The organism is Nocardia sp. NPDC055053 (assembly GCF_053608285.1).
Genome location: NZ_JBSGVD010000030.1, coordinates 14,159 through 38,296 on the forward strand (window position 1 = coordinate 14,159; position 24,138 = coordinate 38,296).

Below are 24,138 nucleotides of genomic sequence, written 5' to 3' on the forward strand. Positions count from 1 at the left end.
GGGCCCCGATGCTGAACAACGGCGCCATGATCGCCGACCGCTACCGCCTGCAGCGGCTCATCGCCACCGGCGGTATGGGCCAGGTGTGGGAAGCGATGGACACCCGTCTCGACCGGCGGGTCGCGGTCAAGGTCCTCAAGACCGAGTTCTCCGCCGACCCGACGTTCCGTCAGCGGTTCCGGACCGAGGCGCGCACCACCGCGCAGCTCAACCACCCCGGGATCGCGGGCATCTACGACTACGGCGAGACCACCGACCCGTCCGGCGGCGAGACCGCCTACCTGGTGATGGAGCTCGTGCAGGGCGAACCGCTCAACGCGGTGCTGAACCGGATGGGCAGGCTCTCGGTCGTCCAGGGTCTGGACATGCTCGAGCAGACCGGCCGCGCACTCGAGGTCGCGCACGCCGCCGGCGTCGTGCACCGTGACGTGAAGCCGGGAAACATCCTGGTGACCCCGACCGGCCAGGTGAAGATCACCGACTTCGGCATCGCCAAGGCGGTCGACGCCTCGCCGGTGACCAAGACCGGCATGGTGATGGGCACCGCCCAGTACATCGCGCCCGAGCAGGCCGTCGGCGAAGACGCCACCGCGGCCAGCGACGTGTACTCCCTCGGCATCGTCGGCTACGAGGCGCTGGCAGGAGTGCGCCCGTTCACCGGTGACGGCGCCATCACCGTCGCGATGAAGCACGTCCGCGACGCGCCGCCGCCGATGCCGGCCGATCTTCCGGCCAATGTGCACGAGCTGATCGCGATCACGATGGCCAAGGATCCGAGCCAGCGCTACAGCAGCGGCGGCGAGTTCGCCGACGCGGTCGCGGCGGTGCGGGCCGGTCACATGCCGCCCCCGCCCGCGGGTGTCGGCCCGTCGATGACCGGGGCGACCCGTGTCCTGCCGCCCGGCCCGACGACGGTGATCCCGGCCCCCGCGGACTACGACGGCGCGACCATGCGCTTCGGCCACCAGTCGCCGCAGCCGATCACGCCCGGCGGCGGTTACACCGGCCCGGCGACGCAGGCCGCGGCTCCGGCCGCCGTCACGCCCGAGACCAGGAACAACAACCAGAAGTGGCTGATCGCGCTCGGCATCGGCGCGCTGGTGCTCGGTGGCGGTGTGCTGTGGCTGCTGTTCGGCGGTGAGCCGAATCGCGGCACCGGCACGACGACCACCACGGTGCAGACCACCAAACCGCTGCCCCCGCCGGTGACCACCACCAAGCAGCTGCCGCCGCCGATCGAGCCGCCCAGCGAGGCGCCGACGACCACGCAGCCGCCGCGCCCGACGACCACCACCGAGGAGCCGCAGCCCACCACGACGGAACCGCCGGTGACGACGACGCAGCCGCCGACCAAGACGACCAAGCCCGAGCCGACCACAACGCCCAAGACCACCAAGCCGACAACCACCAAGCCGGCGGAGGGTACGACGACGGTCAACGGACGCCCGCGGCTGCCGACGCTCGACCTGCCATTCCCCGACGCGCCGAACGCGCTCGGCCCGAAGATCACCGTCGACAACACTCCGTCACAAGGACAACCATGACCACCCCGAAGAATCTCTCCTCGCGGTACGAGCTGGGCGAGATCATCGGGTTCGGCGGCATGTCGGAGGTGCACAAGGCACGCGACGTGCGGCTCTCGCGTGACGTCGCGATCAAGGTACTGCGGGCCGATCTGGCCCGCGATCCCACGTTCTACCTGCGGTTCAAGCGGGAAGCGCAGAACGCGGCCGCGCTGAACCATCCGGCCATCGTCGCGGTGTACGACACCGGCGAGGCCACCGTCGACGGCGGGCCGCTGCCCTACATCGTCATGGAGTACGTCGAGGGCGACACCCTGCGTGACATCGTCCGCGGCAAGGGCCCGCTGGCGCCGCGCAAGGCGATGGAAGTCGTGGCCGACGTGTGCGCCGCGCTCGATTTCAGCCACAAGGCCGGGATCGTGCACCGCGACATGAAGCCGGCCAATATCATGATCAACCGCGCCGGCGCGGTGAAGGTGATGGACTTCGGCATCGCCCGCGCGATCGCCGACAGCTCCAACCCGATGACCCAGACCGCCGCGGTGATCGGCACCGCCCAGTACCTCTCACCGGAACAGGCGCGCGGCGAGACCGTCGACGCGCGCTCCGATGTGTACTCGGTCGGCTGTGTGCTGTTCGAGATCCTCACCGGGCAGCCGCCGTTCACCGGCGACTCGCCGGTCGCGGTCGCGTATCAGCACGTCAAGGAGGATCCGCCGCTGCCGTCGTCGGTCAATCCCGGCGTGCCGCGCGAACTGGATTCGGTGATCCTCAAGGCGATGGCCAAGAACCCGGCCAACCGGTACCAGACGGCCGCGGAGATGCGCGCCGACCTGATCCGGGTGCTCGGCGGGCAGAAGCCGAGCGCGCCGATGGTGATGAACGACGAAGATCGCACCACCATCATGGATTACGAGGACGAGCCTGCCCCGCGGTCGTTCCGTGATCGCCGCGACGACACCTCCGAGCAGGCCGCGATCGCGCCGCCCGCCGAGGGCCGCAACCGGACCGGTCTGATCGCGCTCGGTGTCGCCGCCGCGCTCGCGGTGGCCTTCGGGTTGTTCTGGGTGCTGGTCGGGCCGGGTAGCAAGCCCGACCAGGTCGCCGTGCCCGATGTGTCGGGCCAGCCCTCCCAGCAGGCGCAGACCGCGTTGCAGAACGCCGGGTTCAATGTCACCGTGCTGCAGAAGCCGGACGGCAAGGTGACGCCGGGCAATGTCATCGCGACCCAGCCGCTCGGCGGTTCCCGGATCGACGAGGGCAGCACCGTCACCCTGCAGGTGTCGACCGGTCCGTCGCAGGTCCAGGTGCCGCGGCTGGCCGGCCTCACCCAGGCCGAGGCCGAGCAGAAGCTGAATTCGATCGGGCTGCAGCTGAACCCGAACGTGGCGCGCAAGGCGTCGAGCACCGCCGAGACCGACAAGGTGATCTCGCAGGAACCGAGCGCCGGCGTTCGGGTCGACATCGATCAGCCGATCGTGATCACCATCGGTTCGGGGCCCGAGCAGGTCAGGGTGCCGACGGTGGTCGGCCAGGATATCGGTGTCGCCCAGCCGAATCTGGCCGACAGCGCGGGCTTCAAGGTCGAGATCCAGGAGGTGAAGTCGACCGCGCCCAGGGGGCAGGTGCTCTCCACCAACCCGGCCGGTGGCAGCACCGCGGAGAAGGGGTCGACCATCACCGTGCAGGTCTCGGCCGGTGACCGGATCACCGTTCCCGACCTGAGCGGGCTCACCCCGACCCAGGCGCAGGAACAGCTGCGCGCGGCCGGCTGGACCGGTCAGCTCAGCCAGACCACGGTGATCACACTCGACGGCAGTGCGTCGGGCAAGGTCGTCGGGCAGAGTCCGGCGGCGGGGTCATCGGTCACCATGACCAGCAATGTCGTGCTGCAGGTAGGTGCTTCACCGATTCCGCGCTGAGGTCTCGATTGCGTGGAGAACCTACCCGCCGCGGCGCGTCGGGCGCAGAATGAGGCTGCTTCATCCCAACCAGCAACGCTGAACGAGGAGGTAGCCCTATGACCACGGCCAGGGACATCATGAAGCCAGGTGCGCAGTGGATCACCCGCGGCGACACCGTATCGACCGCCGCGAGGGCGATGGCCGATCTGGGCGTCGGATCGCTCGTCGTCGCCGATGACGACGAGCGCATGTGCGGCATCATCACCGACCGCGACATCGTCGTGAAGTGCATCGCGCAAGGTTTGTCCCCCGAAACGACGACCGCGGCCGAACTGTGCGAGTCGACCCCGCGCTGGGTCAGCGCGGACGCGGATGTGGAAGACGTGCTCGACCAGATGGAGAGTCATCGGGTCAAGCGGATGCCGGTGATCGAGAACAAACGGCTGGTCGGCATGATCAGCGAGGCCGATCTGGCCAGGCACCTCGACGACAATCAGCTCGGCGAGTTCGTGACCGCCATCTACGGGCGGCCCTGAGCCTCAGCTCAGATCGAGGTGCGTGTTCATCGACATGGCCTCCTCGGCCAGGTCGGTGAGCTCCACTACGCGCACACCGTGCTTGCGGAGTTTGTCCACACCCTCGCACGCGGCGACGAACAGGCTCGGCTCGCGCCAGGCGATGACGACGGTCGGGATACCGGCGGCCAGGATCCGGTCGGTACACGGCGGCCGGCTCGCCGTGGCGCGGGTCGAGCACGGTTCGAGCGTGCTGTAGATCGTCGCCCTGGTCAGCCGGGGGTCGTCGGGATCGAGCTTGTTCAGCGCCGATTCCTCCGCGTGCACCTTCTCGTCGGTCTCGCGCGACCAGCCGGTCGCGATCTCCACTCCGTCGGCGACGATCACCGCGCCCACCGAGTAGGCCGTTGTGCTGGGCGGACAGTTCCTGGCCAGGTCGATCGCCCTGTGCATGAATCGGTGGTCGGTGCTCTCGGCACTGTCTGCGCTCATCGAATTCCCCTGCTGGTCGGGAGTTATCCACAACTGTCGCATGATGTGGAGTCGGTCATGTTCAGGTGTGCAGTGATTCGTTCGACAAACTGTGGACAGTGATATTTCCGCAGGTCGGTCCCATGATTTCGAACACAGGGCCGGTTAGCGAACTGGCTCGTCGGCGTCGCCGACCAGGTACTTCAGCACAGCGACATCCCCAAGTTGTTCCACACCCGCCAAGCGCAGCCTGCGTTGTGCACCGCCGGGGAACTGGGCGGGGCCGACGAACCGCGGCGCGGCGGGGTCGCCTACCAGGATCGGCGCGATCGCGAGCCTGATCTCGTCGACCAGGCCGGCGGCGAGGAACCCGGTGTGCATCCCGGTGCCACCTTCGACCATCAGCCTGTGGATACCGCGCTCGCCGAGATCGTCGAGCAGCGCGGACAGCGCGAGTTCGGAGCCGAGCGTGACCACCTCAGCCAGTCCGTCCAGCTGGTCACCCAGCCTCGCCGCGCCCGCATCGGAGGTGTAGACCAGCTTGTCGCCGCCGGTGTGCCAGAAGCGCAGCTCGGGATCGAGCTCGCCGGAGGCGGTGACGGTGATCTTGACCGGATACTCCGGCTTACCCGCCGACGCCCGGCCTGCCCTGCGCTCGGCGCTGTTGACCAGTAGCCGGGGATTGTCGGCGCGCAGCGTCTGCGCGCCGATCAGGATCGCGTCGGACTCGGCGCGCACCTGATCGACCCGGTCGAAATCCGCGCTGTTAGACAGCAACAGCCGCTGGGCGCTCGCGTCGTCGATATAGCCGTCCAGGCTGGCAGCCACCGACAGCAAAACCCACGGCCTCACGGTGTCATCGGTTCTTCCCTCCGCCATTCAGTCGCTTCGCTCCTTCTCTCTGTCAGTCCAGAACCGAGGCGGGCCGCTACGAGGTCACCAGCGCGGCGACCTCCGCTTCGAGCGCCGACACCAGGGCCTCGGCGGGGCGCTGCCCACACACCTCGAGCCAGTTGGCCAGCATCCGGTGCCCGCCCTGGGTGAGCACCGACTCGGGATGGAACTGCACGCCGTGGATCGGCAGGGTGCGGTGGCGCATGGCCATCACGATCCCGCTCTCGGTGTGGCCGACGACCTCCAGCTCGTCCGGGATCGTCTCGGGCAGAACGGTCAGCGAGTGGTAGCGGGTGGCGGTGAACGGGTCGGGCAGGCCGGCCAGCACGCCGGACCCGAGGTGGAACACCTGACTGGTCTTGCCGTGCAGCAGCTCCGGCGCCCGGTCGACGGTCCCGCCGAAGGCCTCGCCGATGGCCTGGTGCCCGAGGCACACGCCGAGCAACGGCACCCGGTGCTTGGCCGCCGCGTGCACCAGCGGAATGCTGGCGCCTGCCCGGTCGGGGCTGCCAGGCCCGGGGCTGACGAGCACACCGTCGAAAGTCCCGCCCTCGTCGCCGCGGGTGAGCAGGGTGTCCAGGTCGGCGAGGCGCTGGTCGTCGTTGCGCCAGACCACGGCCTCGGCACCAAGCTGGCCGAGGTACTGCACCAGGTTGAACACGAAGCTGTCGTAGTTGTCGACGACCAGAACACGCATGCGTCGAGAGTACGTGCCGACCGTGTAGCTCGTCGCATCCAATACCTGGTGGGATAGCCTAGGAGTCACCAGTACTGTCGAATTCGAGGACGTCATGCCCAAGTCCAAGGTCCGTAAGAAGGCCGACTACACCCCGAGCCCTGCCAGCCGCACCCCGGTGAAGGTGAAGGCGGGCCCGTCGCCGGCTTGGTACGTCGCGATCATGCTTGGTTTCATGCTGGCAGGCCTCCTCTGGCTGCTCGTGTACTACCTGGCCGCCGAGCAGATCGGCTGGATGAACGATCTCAACGCGTGGAACTTCCTGATCGGGTTCGGCCTGATGGTCATCGGCCTGATCATGACCATGCGATGGCGCTGACCAGCGGGTACGCGCCGGATTACACCGGTGTTATTCATGCACACCTGTGGATGAAGCTGTGGACAACTCGAGGAGCAATGGGGGACGACGCCGCGTGAACGCTGTGGATTCCGCAGGCAGCACCTCGTGGACAACTCCCACGGCCGGTCTCGTCGCCGTCTCCGGCGGCGGCCTGATCCTGGTCGTGGCCGCGGTATTGGCTCAGGACGGTCCGAGCAGACTGCTCGTCGGCCTGGCCGCGGTCGCCGTCCTGGGGATGGCCGTGCTCGGTCTTCGTCAGCGCCCCCGGCTGACCATGGTGTCCGGCCCCGCGCCGCGCCTGGTGGTCGGCACGCTGACCGGGCCGAAGGAGTACCCGCTCGACCGGATCGACCGGATCCGGATGGTCTCCTACCGCCGCCTCGGCCGGAAGTCGGCGATGCTCGAGATCGACGTCCAGCACGCGGGCTCGGAGCGGCTGCTGATCTTCGGCCGCTGGGATCTCGGCACCAACCCGCATGATGTCTACGACGCGCTGGTCGTCAACGGCTTCGCCTCGGTGGCCGACTGAGTCCGCGACGTTTCACGTGAAGCAATCGAGGCGGCCGCAACCACAAGGGGTTTGCGGCCGCCTCGCGTCCGAGGGGCGAGACGGAACGCCGAAGGCGCAGTATCGTCCCTCGGACGCGAGGTTACGAGGCCGCAAACCAGCGGCGCCAGCCGCTATCCAACACTGACCGAGGAGATCACGACCGGCTCGTCCGGGCGATCGTTGCGATCGGTCTTCACCGCGGCGATCGCGTCGACGACCTTGCGCGAATCGGGATCGACCACCTCACCGAAAATCGTGTGCTTGCGATTCAGATGCGGCTGCGGACCGACCGTGATGAAGAACTGCGAACCGTTGGTGGCAGGCCCGGCGTTGGCCATCGCCAGCAGGTAGCCGCGATCGAAGCGCAATTCGGGGTGGAATTCGTCGCCGAATTCGTAGCCCGGTCCACCACGGCCGGTGCCGGTCGGGTCGCCGCCCTGGATCATGAACCCCGGCATCACCCGGTGGAAGACGGCGCCGTCGTAGAACGGGCCAGCCTCGGTACCACCGGCGTTCTCGGTGGTGTAGGGCGCGCTGCCGTCGGCGAGACCGACGAAGTTGCGCACCGTCTTCGGAGCGTGGTTACCGAAAAGCGCGATCTTGATATCGCCGTGGTTGGTGTGCAGCGTCGCCACGGCCGTCTGGTTGGGTGAGGTCACGCGATTATGGTGCCACGGGCGCGGCGTGAGGCCGCCGAACCACCTGGGAGCGTCTCGTAGAGTGGTCGCATGAAGCTTCGTAACCCGCTCATCGCGTCCCTCGCGATCGCCGGGGCAGGCGCCCTGGCACTGCTGGCCCGCAGCAAGCGTCCGCAACTTCCCGAGCCCGCGGCCGAACCGCCGCGCCTCGGTTACTCCCGCAACGGTGCCGCGCCGGCCCCCGTCCCGGAGACCGGCGCGCACTGACCGTCAGCGGCTGACGGACTTCTTGTACTGCACCTGAGCCAGCGGCACGAACACGATCAGGATCACGACGATCCACATCAGCGTCGTGATCACCGGATGCTGCATCGGCCAGGCCTCCGAGGGCGGACCCAACGGGTTGGTGTTGCCGAACAGGTCGCGCACGGCCTGGGTGAGCGCGGATACCGGGTTCCATTCGGCGAAGACGCGCAGCGGCCCCGGCAGGCTTTCCAGCGGCACGAACGCGTTCGAGATGAACGTCAGCGGGAAGATCACCATGAAGCTGGCGTTGTTGAACACCTCGGGCGCGCGCACGAGCAGTCCGACGACCGCCATGATCCACGACAGCGCGTAGGCGAACAGCAACATCAGCGCGTAGGCGAGCACCGCGTCCAGGAACGACCCGCGGATCCGCCAGCCGACGATCAGGCCGGTCAGCGACATGACGACCAGGCTGACGATGTTGATCACCACGTCGCTGATCGTGCGGCCGACCAGCACTGCCGACGGCGCCATCGGCAGTGACCGGAACCGGTCGATGATGCCCTTCTGCATGTCCTCGGCCAGGCCGGCGCCGGTGAAGGTGGCGCCGAAGACCACCGTCTGCGCGAAGATGCCCGCGATCAGGAATTCGCGATAGCCGCCCGCCACGCCCTCGATCTGGATCGCCGAGCCGAAGATGTAGGCGAACAGCAGCACGAACATGATCGGCGACAGCGTCGTGAAGACCAGCACGTCGGGCACGCGCTTGATCTTGATGACATTGCGCTTGGCGATGGTGACGCTGTCGCTGACGACCATCGCGAGCCGTTCGCCGAGCCCGGGGCCCTGCACATCCGCCACCTTGTTCAGCGTGGTGCTCATCGGTTCTGTCCTTCCTTGGCTCCCACGGTCTGCGCATCGGCGTCGCCGTTGACGAGTTCCTCGGCCTCGTGCCCGGTGAGGGTGAGGAAGACGTCGTCGAGCGACGGCCTGCGCAGCGCGACGTCGTTGATCTGCACCTTCTGCTCGGAGAGCCTGCCGATCGCGGTGACCAGGTCCTGCGAGCCGTTGGCCACCGGAACGGTGACCCGGCGCAGGCCCGGTTCGAGGTGGATCTCGCCGTCGGCCAGGCCGGCCAGCGCCTGCTGGGCTGGTCCGAGCTGATCGGCGGTGGCGACGGTGAGTTCGATGCGGTCGCCGCCGACGATGGCCTTGAGTTCGTCGGCGGTGCCGCGGGCGATCACCTTGCCGTGGTCGATGACGGCGATCGAGTCGGCCAGCCGATCGGCCTCGTCCATGTACTGGGTGGTGAGCAGCAGCGTGGTGCCGCCGGCTACGAGCTCCTCGATGACGTCCCACAGATCGAGCCGGGCCCGCGGGTCGAGACCGGTGGTCGGTTCGTCGAGGAACAGCACCGGCGGGTTGGCCACCAGCGCGCCCGCCAGGTCGAGGCGCCTGCGCATACCGCCGGAATAGCCCTTCACCGGCCGGTCTGCGGCGTCGGAGAGGCGGAAACGATCGAGTAGTTCGCGCGCGCGTTCCTTACTGCGCTGTGTGCCGAGGTGATAGAGCCTGCCCACCATTTCTAGATTCTCGAATCCGGTGAGGTATTCGTCGACGGCGGCGTACTGCCCGGATGCGCCGATCCGGGAACGCAGGGCCTGGGGATTGCGGAGCACGTCGATCCCCGCGACGGTGGCACTGCCCTCGTCGGGGATGAGCAATGTGGTGAGAACGCGGACAGTCGTGGTCTTTCCCGCGCCATTGGGGCCGAGAAGTGCGGTGACGGTACCTTCGGGAACGGCCAGATCCAGCCCGTCCAGGGCGACGAGCTGCCCGTACCGTTTGACCAGACCCTCGGCGACGATTGCGTCGGGCATGATTCTCCTGATGTCGTAGTTCAGCTGTTGCCCCAGTATTGCGGTACCCACCGACAAGTCGCACGCGGTTTTGCCGGGGGCCGATCTCCCCCGATGTACAGATTTGTTCGACATGCCGAGCTGTTGCGACACGCGACGAATCGGACGGATTTTCCGGCCGTGCCGACAAAGGCAAGCCCCCGGTATCCGGGGCACCCACGCGGGCACAACGAAAACCTGTTCACCGGCATCTTTTCGTAAAACGTTGCGTACCAGCCTTTTCCACGCGAAGTAACACAACTGTCGGGTGCTCGACGACCGGATCCGCCGCCCCCAGCTCCTGATGCGGGCACCCACCCCGCCAACGGTCGCCGAAAATTTTCGGAAACTGGTTCGTTGCGCGTACACGAATTCCGCTCGCATCGCGTAGGATCGTTCACGTCGGCCCCTCCCCCCCGGGCCGACCCTACGCGGGCCTCGGCTAACTCCCCCCCTTCGCCGAGGCCCGCTCCCCATTTTCCGGCAAGGTGCAGCTCGAGCTACCGGTGCGTACGCCCGGTAGCAGACCGTCACAGTCCAGCCACGTTCCCGCGATCGGCCCGCAACCAGGTCTATCGTCGCCCCATGGTGCCTGCCAAGGGTGCGATCGCGGCGCTCGTCGTTTCGATGGCTGTCGTAGTCGGCTGCAGCGGAGAGCCCGGCGACGAGCACACCGTCGCGACCCCCACCGAGCAGCTGCCACCGAACCAGGTCGCCGCGGTCGCGCTGCCCGACGACGCGGTCGACAAGGCGGTGGCGAAACTCGACGAGCTGGCCACCTCGCTCATGGACAGCAGCCGCATCCCCGGCATGGCTGTCGCCGTCGTGCACGGTGGAAAGACCGTCTATGCCAAGGGCTTCGGCGTCCGCGCGGCAGGCGGCCAGGACAGGGTCGACGCCGACACCGTCTTCCAGCTGGCCTCGGTGTCGAAATCGGTGGCGGCCACCGTCGTCGCCCACCAGGTCGGCAAGGGCACGGTCGAGTGGGAGACACCCGTGGTGTCGAAGCTGCCCTCGTTCGCGCTGGCCGACCCGGCCATCACCGCCCAGCTCACCATCGGCGACCTGTTCGCGCACCGCAGCGGCCTGCCCGACCACGCCGGTGACCGGCTGGAGGACCTCGGCTACGACCAGGACGCGATCCTCGACAAGCTCCGCCTCGAGCCTCTCGACCCGTTCCGGATCACCTACCACTACACCAACTTCGGTCTCACGGCAGGCGCCGAGGCCGTCGCCGCCGCGGCGGGCACCGCCTGGGACCGGCTCAGCGCCGACACCCTATACACCCCGCTCGGCATGTCCGCCACCAGTTCCCGCTTCGTCGACTTCCAGTCGCGCCCGAACCGCGCCGTCGGCCACGTGAACGTCGACGGCAACTGGGTCGCCGGACAGGTCCGCAACCCCGACCCGCAGTCCCCCGCCGGCGGCGTCAGCTCCTCGGTGAACGACATGGCCCGCTGGCTGGCGATGGTGCTCGGCAACGGCGCGTCGAACGGCACGACCATCGCAGAGCCGGACGCGCTGCTGCCCGCGATCAGCCCGCAGGTGATCTCCTCCCCCGCGTCCTCGCCGGCAGCACGGGCCGGCTTCTACGGGTTCGGCTTCAACTCGTCGACGTCGTCGGCGGGCCGCACGGCCTACAGCCATTCCGGCGCGTTCGCGCTCGGCGCCGCGACGAACTTCCTGGCGATCCCGTCCGCCGACGTCGCGATCATCGCCTTGACCAATGCCGCGCCGATCGGCGTACCGGAGGCGCTGACCGCCGAGTTCGGCGATCTCGTGCAGTTCGGCGAGATCCGCGAGGACTGGCGCGGCCTCTACCAGGCCGCGATCTCTCCCATCAACGATCCGGTGGGCGACCTGTCCGGCAAGTCCGCGCCGGCGAATCCGGCCGCGGCCGAGCCGCTACCGAGCTACGCGGGCACCTACGCCAACGAGTACTGGGGCCCGGCGACCATCGCCGAGGACAACGGCGTCCTGGTCCTCACTCTCGGCCCGGCCCAGCGCCGATACCCGCTGCGGCACTGGGACGGCGACACCTTCGCCTTCGACCTGAGCGGCGAGAACGCGCCGCCAGGCAGCGTCTCCTCCGCGATCTTCGACAACGGCACGCTCACCCTCGACTACTTCGACGAGAACGGCCTCGGGAAATTCACCCGGTGATCCCGACCGCCCGCCACGCGGCAGCGAGCCGCAGCGCCCTGACCTTGCCCGCTACCCCGAGCAGCGGCTCGTCGCGCTCCCACCGGCTCCTGGTCTCCGGGTCGGCCAGCTCCCACAGCGGCGCGAGCTCGGCGCGCAGTCGCGTCAGCCGCTCGAAGACGCCACCCAGCGCGATGTGCACGCCGACCGAACCCGGATCCTCGGTACTCACGCCACGCACGGCCGCAAACAGGGCCAGCAGCTGTTCTACGGCCTCGGCGGGCCATGGTGCTTGCCGGGCAACCCGGACGAGCTGTCCGAGCACAGCGGCGACCACATGCAGATCTTCGACGGTGCGGAACGGCTTGAGGTAGTCGGCGTACCCGTCACCGGGCAGCAGCTCGCCGGGCGCGGCATCGAAAGTGACGGTGGCGTGCGGGATCTCCGGGGCGAACGGCAGCGCGGGCAGCGGCGTCACCACAGTGCCCGGTCCGGCCGGGACGACCACCGCCCGCAACTCGGCGCGGCCGTCGGCCTGCTCGCCCGCCCGGGCGATCACCAGGAAGCTGGTGGCGAACTCGCCGAGCGTGGCGAAGGATTTGGTGCCGGTGACAGTGCCGTCGGCGGTCACGGTGGTGGTCATGGCCGACGGCTTGGCGCCGTTCGCCTCGGTCGCGCACATCGAGGTCAGCCCCTCGACACCGAGCGTGGGAACCAGCGCGTGCAGCGCTTCCTGATAACCGCCGAGAAAGGCTGTACCCGTTCCGGCACTGTCGAATCCGGCGACGGCCGCGCGATCGATCGAACTCGCGAAGGCGCCGCTGCGCGCGCGATGCTGTGCCGAGACTGCGGCGATATCCGTCGGGATGGACTCGACGAGTGCCGCGGTGAGCAGGAAATCGAAAACCGGGGAAGTCACAGAAGTGGAGCCTAGGGGAATCGAGCCCGGTGTACCGGCCCGCACAGTCGTGCGATCGGCAGCTGACCGGCGGCTGCGGGTCAGTTGAGCGAAACGCCCACTTCCGCAAGAGAAATAGCAATAGGCTATGCAACTGGTCCGGTGGCTGCTTCGGTAGCGCCGCCGACCCTATGAATCCACGTGCCAGTCGACCACTCGAGGAGCAGGTACATGACTGTTGTCAACGTTTGGGGTTCGCTTAGTCCGACGCCGCGGGGGGCGTATCCGCCACCGCCCGAGGCACATGATGAATGGCCGCTGGCCGGCGGTACCGCCTGGGTCTACTACAGTCCGCTGAACCGCCGCCAGCTCATCCGGCCGGTCATCCTCGCCGATGGGTTCTCCCTGGGAGCCAGTGATATCGGCGAGTTATGGGCCGGGCTCGAGGAGAACGGCAGATACCGCTTCATCTCCGAACTCCACGCCATCGGTCGGGATGTGATCGTGCTGGGCTACAACGATCGGACGGCGTCGATCCTGGACAACGCCCAGACCGCGATCGAATGTATCCGCATTGCCCTTTCCGAGCGCGTTGGTCGCGCGCCGCTGACGGTGGGCGGCTTCAGCATGGGTGGCATGGTCACTCGCTACGCGCTGGCCAAGATGCAGAGCGATCCCGAGCTGCCCGACCCTGAAACGAATCTCTATCTGTCCTACGACACGCCACATCATGGTGCGTGGCTGCCGATCTCGATGCAGGCGTTCGCCCACTTCCTCAAGGACAACTGGGGCGCGAACAACCCGATCTTCGGCCAGTTCTCCGACCTGATCAACAGCCCGGCCGCCCGGCAGATGGCACGCTGGCACATCGGCAAGATCGGCGACACGGTCGGCGAAGCCCGCGAACGGATCAGTTTCCTCGAGCAACTCGCGGCAGTCGGTGGATGGCCGCAGGGCGTGCGCAGGATCGGTGTCGCCAACGGGGTCGACACCGGGTCGGGAAATGGCATCAGCCCGGCTTCGACCGCGGTCAGCGGTCGCGGTGAGTTGCTGGCGGAGGCCATCCTGCGAACCCAGGCGGTCGGCGAACAGGTCGTCGCCACCCTGCACAAAGCCGGTGAATCCCCGATCGAGGTCCGCGTCGCCGGACTTCCTGACATCGACGGCGCCCCCGGTGGCCTGTTCCCCGAGAACCCGATGCTGCCGGGCAATCCGGGCAGTTTCGGGATGGCCGACATGCTCATGAGGCTGCTCGGATGCGAGACCGATCTCCGCGTCAACTCGTCCTGCTTCATCCCGACTCTCAGCGCTGTCGCCGCCGGTGACATCGCTGACCGGAACGCTCTCTACCGCCCGATTCCCATCGATGGCAGCGAGCTCGACGCGTTCGCCTGCGCCGGCAAAAACGAGGGCCACACCACCATGACAGAGGAACTGGGCGCCTGGCTGGTGAACGAGATCGCCGCCAACTGACGCGACACCCGGACTGACGAAAAACGCCCCCGCCGGATCAAGGATTCGGTGGGGGCGCTGGGGGTTTCGGTTCTCGCTGCATTCGCGGACGCGAGCTGGTGACAAGTGTGGAGCCTAGGGGAATCGAACCCCTAACCCCTGCCTTGCAAAGGCAGTGCTCTGCCAATTGAGCTAAGGCCCCTTGCTGGCTTGGTGAAACCAGTTGGCAACCCGAATCAGCGGGTGGTGACCTCGCGCCAGAGATCCGCGTCATCGCGCTTGCGGAATTTGGTGATACCGATGAGAACCGCGATCACGACACCGACCGTGAGGACAATCTTCATGATTCCCACCCTACTGTGATGTACGGGAGTGGGCCTAGGAGGACTTGAACCTCCGACCTCTTCGTTATCAGCGAAGCGCTCTAACCGCCTGAGCTATAGGCCCGTACTCGTTTTCGGCCCCCTGCCGGAGCAGTGAACCGCAACGAGGAACGAGGTTACCCTACCCGGACGCCGATAGCCAAAACGGCCGGTCAGACCCCTTTTTGCGGGGCTGACCGACCGTCGTGGCAGGACCGGTTTCTAGTCCGGATCGGCCAGGGTCACCTGGATGCCACCGACCAGATCGCAGCACTGGTTGTAGATGAACACACCGACCGTCGCCAGCGCGGTGAACAGCACCACGTTGATCAGGCCGATGACGCCCGCGTAGCCGAACACCGTGCCCGCGTCGATCAGGCTCGACGAGCTGCCCTCCTGGTTCAGCATCTCGCCGAGCGAGTTGTCCAGGTTGTCCCACACGCCCATGCCGGCGAGCACGATGTAGAGCAGGCCGACGGCCAGCATCCACACGAAGAACAGCGCGATGCTGATCACCAGGGTGATCTTCAACGTCGACCACGGATCGATCCGGCGGATCTGCACCGTCGCGCGTAGTGGCTCACCCGACGCGGCGGCGGCGATGGCCACCGGCACCGCGGGCGAGACCGACGCGGCAGCGGCGGCCCTGACACCCGGACCGGGCTGCGGCGGAACATGAGCCATCGGCAAGCCGGGCGGCGCGGGCGGCGCGTCGGGCGTCGGATGCCGCACCTCGGACAGGTCGGGCATGTCCTTGACCAGCTCCGGACGGGCGATGCTGCGGGTCGGCCCGTCGATGCCGACGGACTTCACCATCGCCGCTTCCTTGCGGGCCGCCTTGGCCGCCAGGTCGGCCGTGGTGCGGGCGTTGGACGAACCGCTGCCCTTCAGCCCACCCGACGGCGCGGGCGCTCCCGACGACGGACGGCCCTGACTCGGCGCCTCGCCGGGCCGGTACAGGTTCGACTGCGGCTCGCGCTGCGGCAGCTGCGCCCACCCGTCCTGGTAGGGCGACGATTTGCCCTTCCCGTTGCCTGCGGGCGGCCCGTTACCAGCGGGCGGCGTGGGTTCGGTACCCATCCGCACGGTCGACTGGTCGAACGATTCGCCCCCGGCGGCACCGGATTCCGGCGCCGCGCCCTCGGCCGGACCGCCCTGGCGAGGGATCGGCCGCGGCTGGATCGGAGACGAGGCAATCCGCTCGGTGACGCCGTTGGTCTGGTTCCGATCGTCGTTCGACTGATTCGGTGTGGTCAATGGAATCCTCAGATCCGTTCGTTGCCGCCGCTGATTGGGTTATTGCTCCGAAGCCGCGTCGCCGGTGAGCTGATCGGGATCGGGCTCGTCGGCGTTGCGCGCGATCGCTAGCAAGGTATCGCCATCCGCGAGGTTCATCAATCGCACGCCCTTGGTTTGGCGTCCAGCTTTCCGAACTTGCTTGGCCGCGGTGCGGATGACGCCACCGCTGGAAGTGATCGCGTACAACTCGTCCTCGTCGTCGACGATGAGCGCACCGACCAGGCTGCCACGCTTCGGGTCGTACTGGATTGTCAATACGCCTTTTCCGCCACGACCCTGTGCGGTGTACTCCTCGATCGCGGTGCGCTTGGCGTAGCCGCCCGCGGTCGCGACCAGCAGATAGGTGTCCTCGCGAACCACGTTGAGCGAGAGCAGTTCGTCGTCGGCGTTGAAGCGCATGCCCTGCACACCGGAGGTGGCGCGGCCCATCGGGCGCAGCGCCTCGTCGGTGGCGGAGAACCGGATCGACTGGCCGTGCGCCGAGACGAGCAGCAGATCGTCGTCGGAGGAGCACAGCACCGCGCCGACCAGCTCGTCGTCGTCGCGCAGGTTCACCGCGACGATGCCGCCGGAGCGGTTGGAGTCGAAATCGGTGAGCTTGGACTTCTTCACCAGGCCCGCGCGTGTCGCGAGGACCAGGTACGGCGCGTCCTCGTAGGTCTTGAGCTGGATGATCTGGGCGATCTTCTCGTCCGGCTGGAACGCGAGCAGGTTCGCCACGTGCTGGCCGCGCGCGGTCCGGTTGGCCTCGGGCAGCTCGTAGGCCTTGGCCCGGTAGACCCGGCCCTTGTTGGTGAAGAACAGCAGCCAGTCGTGGGTGGACGACACGAAGAAGTGCTTGACGATGTCGTCCTGCTTGAGGCCGGCGCCCTGCACACCCTTGCCGCCGCGCTTCTGCGACCGGTACAGATCGGTCTTGGTGCGCTTGGCGTAGCCGGTCTCGGTGATCGTGACGACCACGTCCTCGCGGGCGATCAGGTCCTCGTCGGCGACGTCACCGTCGCTGGCGATGATCCTGGTCCTGCGGTCGTCGCCGTATTTCTCGACGATCTCGGCCAGCTCGTCGCGCACGATCGCGCGCTGACGCTCCGGCTTCTCCAGGATGTCCTTGTAGTCGGCGATCTCGAGCTCGATCTTGGCCAGATCGTCGATGATGCGCTGACGCTCCAGGGCCGAGAGGCGGCGCAGCTGCATGTCCAGGATCGCGGTCGACTGGATCTCGTCGATGTCGAGCAGCTGCATCAGGCCGGTGCGCGCGGTGTCGGTGTTGGCCGAGCGGCGGATCAGCGCGATGACCTCGTCGAGCTGGTCGAGCGCCTTGACCAGGCCCCGCAGGATGTGGGCCCGCTCCTCGGCCTTGCGCAGCAGGTAGCGGGTGCGCCGGACGATGACTTCCAGCTGGTGGTCGACGTAGTACCGGATCATCTGATCGAGGCGCAGCGTGCGCGGCACGCCGTCGACGATCGAGAGCATGTTCGCGCCGAAGCTGGTCTGCAGCTGGGTGTGCTTGTACAGGTTGTTCAGCACGACCTTGGCGACCGCGTCGCGCTTGACCGTCACCACGATGCGCATGCCGACACGGTCGGAGGACTCGTCGTGGATATCGGAGATACCCGCGATCTTGCCGTCCTTGACCTGCTCGGCGATCGAGTTGATGAAGTTGTCGGTGTTTACCTGGTACGGCAGCTCGGTGATGACGATCTGGGTCTGACCGCGGCTGCCCTCCTCGATCTCCACCACACCGCGCATGCGGATCGAACCGCGGCCGGTGGTGTAGGCGTCGTGGATGCCCTGGCTGCCGACGATCAGGCCGTGGGTCGGGAAGTCAGGGCCCTTGACCCGTTCCATGCACGCGGCGAGGGTGGTTTCCTCGTCGGCGTCGTAGTTCTCCAGCGCCCAGTAGATGGCCTCGGCCAGCTCGTTGAGGTTGTGCGGCGGGATGTTGGTCGCCATGCCGACCGCGATGCCGTTGCTGCCGTTCATCAGCAGGGCGGGCACGCGGGCGGGCAGCACGGTCGGCTCCTGCGAGCGGCCGTCGTAGTTGGGGACGAAATCGACGGTCTCGCTGTCGATGTCGCGCAGCATCTCCATCGCCAGCGGCGTCAGGCGGCACTCGGTGTAGCGCATGGCGGCCGCGCCGTCGTTGCCGCGGGAACCGAAGTTGCCCTGGCCGTCGACCAGCGGATAGCGCAGCGACCACGGCTGGGCCATGCGCACGAGGGTGTCGTAGATCGACGAGTCGCCGTGCGGGTGGTAGTTACCCATCGTCTCGGCGACCGGGCGCGCGGACTTCACGTAGCCGCGGTCCGGGCGGTAGCCGTTGTCGTACATCGCGTACAGCACGCGCCGGTGCACCGGCTTGAGGCCGTCGCGCACATCGGGCAGCGCGCGGCCGACGATCACGCTCATCGCGTAATCGATGTAGCTGCTCTGCATCTCGGTCTGGATGTCGACCGGTTCGATCCGGTCGCCCGCACCGCCGGAGGGCGGCAGCGTGGTCTCAGTCATCAAATCTCCTTAAAGGGCCTGACATGCTTCACGGGCGCGCTTACGGCGCTGCACCGGTTACACGTCGAGGAAGCGGACGTCCTTGGCATTGCGGGTGATGAAGCTGCGACGTGCCTCCACGTCTTCGCCCATGAGCACGGAGAACAGCTCGTCGGCCGCGGCCGCGTCGTCGAGCGTCACCTGACGAAGCACCCGCACCGAGGGATCCATGGTGGTTTCCCACAGCTCCTTGGCGTTCATCTCGCCCAGACCCTTGTAGCGCTGGACGCCGTCGTCCTTGTTGATCTTCTTGCCCGCGGCCAGGCCTGCCTCGAGCAGCGCGTCGCGCTCGCGGTCGGAGTAGGCGAACTCCGGGTCGCTGCGCATCCACTTGAGCTTGTACAGCGGCGGCTGGGCGAGGAACACGTGACCGTGCTCGACCAGCGGGCGCATGAACCGGAACAGCAACGTGAGCAGCAGCGTCGCGATGTGCTGGCCGTCGACGTCGGCGTCGGCCATCAGGACGATCTTGTGGTAGCGCAGCTTCGCGATGTCGAACTCGTCGTGGATGCCGGTGCCGAACGCGGTGATGATCGACTGGACCTCGTTGTTCTTGAGGACACGGTCGATGCGGGCCTTCTCGACGTTGATGATCTTGCCGCGCAGCGGCAGGATCGCCTGGTACATCGAGTCGCGGCCGGACTTGGCCGAGCCACCGGCGGAGTCACCCTCGACGATGTAGATCTCGCACTTGCCCGGATCCTTGGAGCGGCAGTCGGCCAGCTTGCCCGGCAGCCCGCCCAGATCGGTCGCCGACTTGCGGCGCACCAGCTCGCGCGCCTTACGGGCGGCCATCCGGGCCTGCGCCGAGGACACGGCCTTCTGCACGATGGTCTTCGCGTCGGCCGGGTTGGCCTCGAACCAGTGCTGCAGGTGTTCGTTGCAGGCGCGCTGCACGAACGACTTGACCTCGGTGTTGCCCAGCTTGGTCTTGGTCTGGCCCTCGAACTGCGGCTCGCCGACCTTGACGCTCACGATGGCGGCCAGGCCCTCGCGGATGTCGTCACCGGTGAGGTTGCCGTCCTTCTCCTTGAGGAGCTTCTTCTCCTTGGCGTACTTGTTGACCACCGTGGTCAGCGCCGCGCGGAAGCCCTCTTCGTGGGTGCCGCCCTCATGGGTGTTGATCGTGTTGGCGAAGGTGTGGACCGACTCGGAGTAGCCCGAGTTCCACTGCATCGCGACCTCGAGCTCGTGGCCGGTGCCCTTGCCGGTGAAACCGACGACCGAGTTGTGGATGGCCGACTTGGTGCGGTTGATGTGGCGGACGAAGTCCACCAGGCCGCCCGGGTAGTGGTAGGTGCGGGTCTTGACCTTGTGCTCGACCGGCGCCTCGACACCGTCCTCGACGTGCTTGGGGGCCTCGGCGGTATCGCTGACGACCTCGTCGATGACGTCGGACTCGCTGACCCGCTGGTCGGTCAACGTAATGGTCAGGCCTTTGTTGAGGAAGGCCATCTCCTGCAGACGGCGCGACACCGTCTCGAAGTTGTAGGTGGTGGTTTCGAAGATCTCCGGGTCGGCCCAGAACCGGATCGTCGTGCCGGTGCGCTGGGTCGGCTCGCCCTGGATCAGCTTGCCCGGCTTCGCGTCTTTGTAGATCTGAGTCCAGTGGTAGCCGTCGTTATCGATCTCGGCTTCCAGCTTGCTCGACAGGGCGTTGACCACCGAGATACCGACACCGTGCAGACCACCGGAGACAGCGTAGGAGTCGGAGTCGAACTTACCGCCGGCATGCAGCTGCGTCATGACGACTTCGACGGTCGGAATGCCCTGCGCGTGCATACCGGTGGGAATGCCGCGGCCGTCGTCGACGACCTCGACACCGCCGTCCGCCAGCAGCGTGACGTCGACCCGGGACGCATAGCCGGCCATCGCCTCGTCGACCGAGTTGTCCACAACCTCCCAGATGAGGTGGTGCAGACCGCGTTCACCGGTGGAACCGATGTACATGCCGGGGCGCTTGCGCACCGCTTCCAGGCCCTCGAGGACCGTGATGGAGGAGGCACCGTAGCCCTGCTTGTTGCCCGATGCGTTGGAGTCGTTGGCAGCCACTTGTCGGTAGCTCTCCTTACTTGCTGATCCCTGTCGCAGCGATCGGGCAGCACGCGGACTGCACAGCACGCGTCGAGGGTTCGCCGCTGGTTACGTCACCATCCTACTGGTAAGCCCAACTTACAGTGCACCTACGACACCCCTGACGCCGCCGTGAATGCGAGAAATCGGCCTACCGCGACAAGCGTCCGCCTTTCGCGGATTTCCGCCCGCCAGAACTGGCGTGAGACTTGCGTTCGGTGGTTCCACGTGAAACGCGGTCGACGGCTTTCGCCTCCGATCGAAGTTATCCACAGGTTTTGTCCACATGTACAAAACTCCGGGGCTTGAGAGCAGCGCCGGCGCAAGGCAACTCACGCTGGTCACCGCCCGGCTACCCGTAGGTATCGCGCGGACCGCGTCCTTTGATGTGCCGCTCGCCCTTGCGCCAGCTCGGCGCGGCGGGGCCGGTGATCCGCAGCTGGGTGACAACGCCCTGGCCGACCGCGGCATTGATCTTGGCCAGGATCTGCCCCTGCAGCATGCGCAACTGGGTCGCCCACGCGGTGGACTCGGCGGCGATCTTGAGCACACCGCCCTCCAGCGTCACCGGCGTGGCGTGCGAGGCGATGTCCTCACCGACCACGCTCGCCCAGCGACCGAACACCATGCCCTCGGCCACCTTGCCCGACCAGCCACGACTCTTCGCGATCGAGCCGGTCAGAGCCGACAACAGCTGGGGATCACGGGGATCGGGGCCCGCACCGGACCACCCGGTGCGCCTGCGTCCGCCCGCGCGCAGCTTGCGCACCGGTGACGCCCGGCCCTGGCCGACCGACTTACCGCTGGCCTTGGCCGCGGCCCGCGCCTCCTCCAGTGCGCGCCGGGCGAGGTCGATCCCGCGCAGCTCCTGTTCCGGCTCTTCGGTCACCTCGGTTCCGCCTTCCGGTGTCGATACTGGCCGAGTGCGGAGGAGAGTCTACGCCGGGGCGCCGACAGTCCCGCCGAGACCGATCCGGCATATGTCCAGCATGTTGCCGGTTTTCCACAGGTGCTGTTGATAACTATCGCTATCTGTGCATATCTTCGGATTGTTCGGCCGGTTCGGTGACGATCATCGAGGTACGCCGGTCGGCTTCGCCGGTGGTTTGCACCCGCAGCGGTTCGGCGGCCAGCTCGGCGGGCACGTCCTCGGCCACCGCGGCCGTGATGAGCACCTGCTCCGCCCCGGCGGCGACCTCGGCCAGCGCGGTACGCCTGCGCCGATCCAGTTCGGCGAACACGTCGTCGAGCAGCAGCACCGGCTCGGTGCCCGCACTGCGCAGCAGCTCGAACGAGGCCAGCCGCAGCGCCAGCGCGAACGACCAGGATTCGCCGTGACTGGCGAATCCCTTGGCTGGTGCGCTGCCGAGGAGCAGGTCGAGGTCGTCGCGATGTGGGCCGACCAGGCACACCCCGCGTTCCAGTTCCCTGTTCCTGGCTGTGGACAACTCACGCAACACGATCTCGCGCAGCCGCTCCACATCGTCGGCCGCCGGCTCCCTGGCCGGGTCGAGCAGTTCCGGCGGCAGGTACCCCGACCGGTAAGCGATTGCCGCGGGCCGTGATTCGGGCGCGATCGACCGATAAGCCTGTGCGAGATACGGATACAGGTCATGGACCAGCCGAAGTCGCTGCGCGAGCAGCACCGACGCGTGCTCGGCCAGGTGCCCGTCCCACACGTCGAGTGTGCTCAGGTCGGCGCGCGAACGTACATGGCGCCCAGCGGTTTTCAACAGGGCGGAGCGTTGCCGCAGCACCTTGTCGTAGTCGGCGCGCACGCCGGCGAGCCTGGGCAGCCGGGCTGTGCACAACTCGTCGAGGAACCGTCTGCGCTCCCCCGGGTCGCCGCGCACCAGCGCCAGATCCTCCGGCGCGAACAGCACGGTCTGCAGAATCCCCAGGATCTCCCGCGATCGGCGCACCGGCGAACGATTGATCTGGGCACGGTTGGCGCTGCCCTGTTTGAGCTCGACGTCGACGCGCAGTTCGCGGCCGAGATTGACCACGGTCGCGCCGATCCTGGCCTGCGTCGCGCCCATCCGGATCAGCGGCGCGTCGGCGGAGACCCGGTGCGAGCCGAGGGTCGCCAGATAGCCGATCGCCTCGAGCAGGTTGGTCTTGCCGTTGCCGTTGGCCCCCAACAGCACCGTGCGCCCTGGGGACAACTCGAGCTCGGCGTGTTCCCACGACCGGAAATCACGGACCGACAGCGCACGAATGAACATGCCGGATTACGCGTGCGGGCTTCAGCCGGGCAGCCGGACCGGCATCAACAGGTAGATGTACTGGCTCTCCAGCGCCGCGAACGCACCGGACTCCAGCACCTTGGGCTCCTCGTCGGAGGCGGGCAGCAGGACGGCGGGGCGGCTCGGCGTGGTGAAGCCGAAGGTGACCCGGTCGGTGTGCAGCGCCGACAGGCCTTCGGTCAGGTAGCCGGGGTTGAACGCGATGGTCAGCGGCTCACCGCGGAAATCGGCTTCCAGCCACTCCTCGGCGCGGCCCGCGTCGTCCCCACCCGCGGACAGCAGCACGCCGTCGGTGGAGAACTCCAGGCGCACCTGGGCACCGCGCTCGGCCACCAGGGCGACACGCTTGATCGCCTCGGACAGCGCCGCGACGGGCAGCGTGGCGATGGAGGTGTGCTCCTTGGGGAGCAACTGGCGGAACTTGGGGAATTCGGCGTCGAGCAGGCGGGTGGTGGTGCGGCGGCCCGCGTTGACGATGCCGAGCAGGCCGTCGGCCCCGCCACCGCTGCCGAGCGACAGCTGCACGGGCGCGTCGGTGGCGCCGAGTGTCTTGGCGGCTTCGGACAGCGTGCGCGCGGGGATGAGCACCGCGGTCTCGATGTCGGAGCGGGTGGGCTGCCACTGCAGGTGACGCACGGCGAGGCGGAAACGGTCGGTGGCGGCGAGGACAACGTCGTTGCCCTCGATCTCGACGCGGATGCCGGTGAGCATGGGGAGCGTGTCGTCGCGGCCTGCGGCGACGGCGACCTGGCCGACTGCCTCGGCGAACACGTCGACACCGAGCTCACCGGTCTGCTGCGGCACCTCGGGAAGCTGGGGATAGTCCTCGACCGGCATGGTTGGCAGGGAGAACTTGGCGCTACCGCAGGCGATGAGCACGCGGGTGCCGTCGACGGAGACATCGACCGGCTTGTTCGACAGCGCCTTGGTGATGTCGGCGAGCAGCCTGCCCGAGACCAGCACCTGGCCGGGACCGGCGACCTCGGCGGCCACCCGCATCTGCGCGGAGACCTCGTAGTCGAACCCGGAGACCGTCAGGCCGTTCTCGTCGGCGACCAGCAGCACACCGCCGAGAACAGGCACGGGAGGGCGGGACGGCAGACTGCGCGCCACCCAGGCCACCGACTCGGCGAAATCCTCTCGGGCGACCCGAAACTTCATGCTCGCAAGCTCCATCGCCCGATTTGTCCTCTCCGAGTTTCGAATCCGTGTGCGGGTGTGTTCAGCGGAGTTGAGGTGCTGCGTCGGCCGCGCACTGAGTCTCGCACAACAAGCCGACAACCAAACGGTACCCGGGCATCGCGGGAAGTCCGCATCGACCCTCCCTGCCGATCGAGCACTGCTGGCCCATCCCCTCTTCTCCTTGCCGCTTGTGAGTGGAGCACCGACCGAGCCGAGCCTGTC

22 protein-coding genes and 2 tRNA genes are annotated in these 24,138 nt (G+C 67.6%); 8 read left to right on the forward strand and 16 right to left on the reverse strand.

What is annotated here, in order from left to right; genetic code table 11:
- Nucleotides 1-8: 8 nt before the first annotated feature.
- From ACWF82_RS25820 to ACWF82_RS25830, 3 genes are all read left to right on the forward strand, one after another.
- Nucleotides 9-1,544 carry a protein kinase domain-containing protein gene (locus ACWF82_RS25820; RefSeq protein ID WP_452505170.1) on the forward strand — a complete coding sequence of 512 codons (1,536 nt, stop codon included), beginning with the start codon at nt 9-11 and terminating at the stop codon, nt 1,542-1,544.
- On the forward strand, nt 1,541-3,445 hold the full coding sequence (pknB, locus tag ACWF82_RS25825) for a Stk1 family PASTA domain-containing Ser/Thr kinase (RefSeq protein WP_452505172.1): 1,905 nt from the start codon (nt 1,541-1,543) through the stop codon (nt 3,443-3,445). Before ACWF82_RS25820 ends, pknB begins: the two co-directional genes overlap by 4 nt.
- Before the next feature lie 98 nt (nt 3,446-3,543).
- Nucleotides 3,544-3,963, forward strand: a complete 420-nt coding sequence (locus tag ACWF82_RS25830; protein WP_452505173.1) for a CBS domain-containing protein — start codon at nt 3,544-3,546, stop codon at nt 3,961-3,963.
- A 3-nt stretch (nt 3,964-3,966) separates the two neighbouring features.
- Here the strand turns inward: ACWF82_RS25830 and ACWF82_RS25835 are convergent, their stop codons facing one another.
- The 3 genes from ACWF82_RS25835 to ACWF82_RS25845 form a co-directional block, all read right to left on the reverse strand.
- Nucleotides 3,967-4,434 carry a deaminase gene (locus tag ACWF82_RS25835; RefSeq protein WP_452505175.1) on the reverse strand — a complete coding sequence of 156 codons (468 nt, stop codon included), beginning with the start codon at nt 4,432-4,434 and terminating at the stop codon, nt 3,967-3,969.
- Nucleotides 4,435-4,578: 144 nt separating this feature from the next.
- On the reverse strand, nt 4,579-5,292 hold the full coding sequence (locus tag ACWF82_RS25840) for a RibD family protein (RefSeq protein ID WP_452505177.1): 714 nt from the start codon (nt 5,290-5,292) through the stop codon (nt 4,579-4,581).
- A 49-nt stretch (nt 5,293-5,341) separates the two neighbouring features.
- Nucleotides 5,342-6,004, reverse strand: a complete 663-nt coding sequence (locus tag ACWF82_RS25845) for an aminodeoxychorismate/anthranilate synthase component II (RefSeq protein ID WP_452505179.1) — start codon at nt 6,002-6,004, stop codon at nt 5,342-5,344.
- Nucleotides 6,005-6,098: 94 nt separating this feature from the next.
- Here ACWF82_RS25845 and crgA point away from each other — a divergent pair, with 94 nt between their 5' ends.
- On the forward strand, nt 6,099-6,362 hold the full coding sequence (gene crgA / locus ACWF82_RS25850) for a cell division protein CrgA (protein WP_452505181.1): 264 nt from the start codon (nt 6,099-6,101) through the stop codon (nt 6,360-6,362).
- Nucleotides 6,363-6,465: 103 nt separating this feature from the next.
- Nucleotides 6,466-6,912 carry a PH domain-containing protein gene (locus ACWF82_RS25855; protein WP_452505268.1) on the forward strand — a complete coding sequence of 149 codons (447 nt, stop codon included), beginning with the start codon at nt 6,466-6,468 and terminating at the stop codon, nt 6,910-6,912.
- Nucleotides 6,913-7,064: 152 nt separating this feature from the next.
- Here the strand turns inward: ACWF82_RS25855 and ACWF82_RS25860 are convergent, their stop codons facing one another.
- Nucleotides 7,065-7,592: a peptidylprolyl isomerase gene (locus tag ACWF82_RS25860; protein ID WP_452505183.1), complete on the reverse strand. Its 528-nt coding sequence runs from the start codon at nt 7,590-7,592 to the stop codon at nt 7,065-7,067.
- Nucleotides 7,593-7,661: 69 nt separating this feature from the next.
- On the opposite strand from ACWF82_RS25860, the gene ACWF82_RS25865 reads away from it, so the two are divergent.
- A complete protein-coding gene (locus tag ACWF82_RS25865; RefSeq protein WP_452505185.1) occupies nt 7,662-7,838 on the forward strand; it encodes a hypothetical protein in 177 nt (58 codons plus the stop codon).
- A gap of 3 nt (nt 7,839-7,841) precedes the next feature.
- On the opposite strand, the gene ACWF82_RS25870 is transcribed toward ACWF82_RS25865, so the two are convergent.
- Together ACWF82_RS25870 and ACWF82_RS25875 are read right to left on the reverse strand one after the other, a co-directional pair.
- On the reverse strand, nt 7,842-8,636 hold the full coding sequence (locus ACWF82_RS25870; RefSeq protein ID WP_452505270.1) for an ABC transporter permease: 795 nt from the start codon (nt 8,634-8,636) through the stop codon (nt 7,842-7,844).
- Nucleotides 8,637-8,695: 59 nt separating this feature from the next.
- On the reverse strand, nt 8,696-9,697 hold the full coding sequence (locus ACWF82_RS25875) for an ATP-binding cassette domain-containing protein (RefSeq protein WP_452505186.1): 1,002 nt from the start codon (nt 9,695-9,697) through the stop codon (nt 8,696-8,698).
- A gap of 603 nt (nt 9,698-10,300) precedes the next feature.
- Here ACWF82_RS25875 and ACWF82_RS25880 point away from each other — a divergent pair.
- A complete protein-coding gene (locus ACWF82_RS25880; protein WP_452505187.1) occupies nt 10,301-11,878 on the forward strand; it encodes a serine hydrolase in 1,578 nt (525 codons plus the stop codon).
- Here the strand turns inward: ACWF82_RS25880 and ACWF82_RS25885 are convergent.
- Nucleotides 11,868-12,776 (reverse strand): acyl-CoA dehydrogenase family protein, encoded by a 909-nt coding sequence (locus ACWF82_RS25885; protein WP_452505189.1) that lies wholly within the window; start codon nt 12,774-12,776, stop codon nt 11,868-11,870. The two genes, ACWF82_RS25880 and ACWF82_RS25885, sit on opposite strands and share 11 nt — an antisense overlap.
- Nucleotides 12,777-12,986: 210 nt before the next feature.
- Here ACWF82_RS25885 and ACWF82_RS25890 point away from each other — a divergent pair, with 210 nt between their 5' ends.
- On the forward strand, nt 12,987-14,228 hold the full coding sequence (locus ACWF82_RS25890) for an esterase/lipase family protein (RefSeq protein WP_452505191.1): 1,242 nt from the start codon (nt 12,987-12,989) through the stop codon (nt 14,226-14,228).
- Nucleotides 14,229-14,336: 108 nt separating this feature from the next.
- On the opposite strand, the gene ACWF82_RS25895 is transcribed toward ACWF82_RS25890, so the two are convergent.
- The 9 genes from ACWF82_RS25895 to dnaN all read right to left on the reverse strand — a co-directional run bounded on the left by ACWF82_RS25895 (nt 14,337) and on the right by dnaN (nt 23,910).
- A tRNA-Ala gene (locus ACWF82_RS25895) sits at nt 14,337-14,409 on the reverse strand.
- A gap of 34 nt (nt 14,410-14,443) precedes the next feature.
- Nucleotides 14,444-14,551, reverse strand: a complete 108-nt coding sequence (locus tag ACWF82_RS25900) for a DLW-39 family protein (RefSeq protein ID WP_211359241.1) — start codon at nt 14,549-14,551, stop codon at nt 14,444-14,446.
- A gap of 29 nt (nt 14,552-14,580) precedes the next feature.
- A tRNA-Ile gene (locus tag ACWF82_RS25905) sits at nt 14,581-14,654 on the reverse strand.
- A 137-nt stretch (nt 14,655-14,791) separates the two neighbouring features.
- The gene (locus ACWF82_RS25910; protein ID WP_452505193.1) at nt 14,792-15,826 is read right to left on the reverse strand and encodes a DUF3566 domain-containing protein; all 1,035 of its coding nucleotides are present in this window, start codon (nt 15,824-15,826) and stop codon (nt 14,792-14,794) included.
- A gap of 39 nt (nt 15,827-15,865) precedes the next feature.
- Nucleotides 15,866-18,376, reverse strand: a complete 2,511-nt coding sequence (gene gyrA / locus ACWF82_RS25915; protein WP_452505195.1) for a DNA gyrase subunit A — start codon at nt 18,374-18,376, stop codon at nt 15,866-15,868.
- 57 nt (nt 18,377-18,433) lie between these two features.
- Nucleotides 18,434-20,467: a DNA topoisomerase (ATP-hydrolyzing) subunit B gene (gene gyrB / locus ACWF82_RS25920; protein ID WP_452505197.1), complete on the reverse strand. Its 2,034-nt coding sequence runs from the start codon at nt 20,465-20,467 to the stop codon at nt 18,434-18,436.
- A 373-nt stretch (nt 20,468-20,840) separates the two neighbouring features.
- On the reverse strand, nt 20,841-21,377 hold the full coding sequence (locus ACWF82_RS25925) for a DUF721 family protein (RefSeq protein WP_452505199.1): 537 nt from the start codon (nt 21,375-21,377) through the stop codon (nt 20,841-20,843).
- 139 nt (nt 21,378-21,516) lie between these two features.
- Nucleotides 21,517-22,713 (reverse strand): DNA replication/repair protein RecF, encoded by a 1,197-nt coding sequence (gene recF, locus ACWF82_RS25930; RefSeq protein ID WP_452505200.1) that lies wholly within the window; start codon nt 22,711-22,713, stop codon nt 21,517-21,519.
- A 21-nt stretch (nt 22,714-22,734) separates the two neighbouring features.
- Nucleotides 22,735-23,910, reverse strand: coding sequence for a DNA polymerase III subunit beta (dnaN, locus tag ACWF82_RS25935; protein WP_452505202.1), 1,176 nt, complete (start codon nt 23,908-23,910; stop codon nt 22,735-22,737).
- Between the last annotated feature and the right edge of the window lie 228 nt (nt 23,911-24,138).

What these genes read in the sequence shown, in the direction of transcription:
- ACWF82_RS25820 (WP_452505170.1), top strand. Translation starts at nt 9, where the DNA reads ATGCTGAACAACGGCGCCATGATCGCCGACCGCTACCGCCTGCAGCGG.
- pknB (WP_452505172.1), top strand. Translation starts at nt 1,541, where the DNA reads ATGACCACCCCGAAGAATCTCTCCTCGCGGTACGAGCTGGGCGAGATC.
- ACWF82_RS25830 (WP_452505173.1), top strand. Translation starts at nt 3,544, where the DNA reads ATGACCACGGCCAGGGACATCATGAAGCCAGGTGCGCAGTGGATCACC.
- ACWF82_RS25835 (WP_452505175.1), bottom strand. Translation starts at nt 4,434, where the DNA reads ATGAGCGCAGACAGTGCCGAGAGCACCGACCACCGATTCATGCACAGG.
- ACWF82_RS25840 (WP_452505177.1), bottom strand. Translation starts at nt 5,292, where the DNA reads ATGGCGGAGGGAAGAACCGATGACACCGTGAGGCCGTGGGTTTTGCTG.
- ACWF82_RS25845 (WP_452505179.1), bottom strand. Translation starts at nt 6,004, where the DNA reads ATGCGTGTTCTGGTCGTCGACAACTACGACAGCTTCGTGTTCAACCTG.
- crgA (WP_452505181.1), top strand. Translation starts at nt 6,099, where the DNA reads ATGCCCAAGTCCAAGGTCCGTAAGAAGGCCGACTACACCCCGAGCCCT.
- ACWF82_RS25865 (WP_452505185.1), top strand. Translation starts at nt 7,662, where the DNA reads ATGAAGCTTCGTAACCCGCTCATCGCGTCCCTCGCGATCGCCGGGGCA.
- ACWF82_RS25870 (WP_452505270.1), bottom strand. Translation starts at nt 8,636, where the DNA reads ATGGTCGTCAGCGACAGCGTCACCATCGCCAAGCGCAATGTCATCAAG.
- ACWF82_RS25875 (WP_452505186.1), bottom strand. Translation starts at nt 9,697, where the DNA reads ATGCCCGACGCAATCGTCGCCGAGGGTCTGGTCAAACGGTACGGGCAG.
- ACWF82_RS25880 (WP_452505187.1), top strand. Translation starts at nt 10,301, where the DNA reads ATGGTGCCTGCCAAGGGTGCGATCGCGGCGCTCGTCGTTTCGATGGCT.
- ACWF82_RS25890 (WP_452505191.1), top strand. Translation starts at nt 12,987, where the DNA reads ATGACTGTTGTCAACGTTTGGGGTTCGCTTAGTCCGACGCCGCGGGGG.
- ACWF82_RS25900 (WP_211359241.1), bottom strand. Translation starts at nt 14,551, where the DNA reads ATGAAGATTGTCCTCACGGTCGGTGTCGTGATCGCGGTTCTCATCGGT.
- gyrA (WP_452505195.1), bottom strand. Translation starts at nt 18,376, where the DNA reads ATGACTGAGACCACGCTGCCGCCCTCCGGCGGTGCGGGCGACCGGATC.
- recF (WP_452505200.1), bottom strand. Translation starts at nt 22,713, where the DNA reads ATGTTCATTCGTGCGCTGTCGGTCCGTGATTTCCGGTCGTGGGAACAC.
- dnaN (WP_452505202.1), bottom strand. Translation starts at nt 23,910, where the DNA reads ATGGAGCTTGCGAGCATGAAGTTTCGGGTCGCCCGAGAGGATTTCGCC.